Source organism: Sphingobacterium sp. UBA7253, assembly GCF_002472745.1.
Taxonomy (GTDB): domain Bacteria; phylum Bacteroidota; class Bacteroidia; order Sphingobacteriales; family Sphingobacteriaceae; genus Sphingobacterium; species Sphingobacterium siyangense.
On the sequence record NZ_DKSP01000009.1, the window covers coordinates 8195 to 9407 of the forward strand.

The 1213-nt window shown below is 34.7% G+C and carries 1 protein-coding gene; it reads right to left on the reverse strand.

Translation table 11 applies throughout. The features are described from left to right. Positions 1 to 272: 272 nt before the first annotated feature. Complete coding sequence (locus B2X72_RS00675) at positions 273 to 836, reverse strand: hypothetical protein (RefSeq protein ID WP_286848051.1); 564 nt, start codon at positions 834 to 836, stop codon at positions 273 to 275. Positions 837 to 1213: the final 377 nt, after the last annotated feature.

Sequence of the window (1213 nt, forward strand, 5' to 3'; positions counted from 1 at the left end):
ATTTTCCAATCCAAAGTCTTCACCTGTCAGTCCACGTATTCCGCCGTACATCATTACTAAATATACGATTACGCACGGAAGCAAGGGCATCAATATGAAGATCGTTTCGGTATTCATTTCCATAATAGGTTAGCTATTTTTAATTATTACGCCAAACTTCCTTTTACAAAGGTGCCGCGCAATGTGATTATTTTATTGCTGCAATTCCAGTTTTCAATTTCTAGGCATTTCTTTACAGAATGGGCTCGGAAAACCAACCGACAATTTAATTGTTAGATCTGATATATTTCATTGCCCTCAGTAGCATAGGAGCCACTATAATTCAATTCAGCATTTAGCTCTATCGCAAAAGTTTTTGTGAGATATTCTAATTCTTCCATTAAAAAGGCCACTAAGACAGTTCGGATCTTTTCTATTTTATACTCTTTAGAATTTATAGATGCCACTAAGTACCTGCCTTTTGTTTCTTCCATTGGGGAAAGAGAGATACGATCGTTGTTGACTGAGTAGATTTCTATCCTGTCGTTGTCAGAATCTGTATTAAAAAACAAGTATCGACTTTCATAAAAGGAGGCCGAGCCTACTTCATTTTTTAACTTCCCACATATCCGAAATGAAAAGTAGTCGGGCAAATTCCCGTCGGATTCATAGATAACATCTGAATTCTGATTAGCTAACAGGAGCACAAAATAAGGTGAGCGTAGTACTTTTTTTACCTCATTTAGAATAGTATAGAAGTCTTTTTTATAAAATGGTTCGAAAGCAATTCTAAATTTTGAAGGCTTATTACAGACTTCATGAAAGGTTTTTAGCTTGGCTTGAAGAGATTTATACATTGGGTATTTTGTTGATTTAGTTATATAATTTTAAGCTATACATTATGGCTATTAGTTGAAAGCCCTGTTAAGATAATAATTTTATCGGAGAAATAAAATTATAAACTCTAAGGCCTTCGGCGCTGAAGATATAGTTCATTTATTAAAAATAACCGATGTTTCGTCCTTGGACCTTAGTACAATTGCAGATAGTGCTAACTCTTTCAGCGAATCGTGAAAAAAGGAAATGTTGAGAGTTACAGCTTTTTCCATATTGCCTATTTCAAGCACGGCCAAACCGCCATTGAGTAATGTGTATTTGAGGCTGAAAGATGATTTCATTGATATCGAGCAAATTTCTTTCACAATTTAAAAAGAATATCACTTGCGTCCTAAAC

Excerpts from the sequence above, each read along its gene's own strand:
- B2X72_RS00675 (WP_286848051.1), bottom strand. The coding sequence starts at position 836 with ATGTATAAATCTCTTCAAGCCAAGCTAAAAACCTTTCATGAAGTCTGT.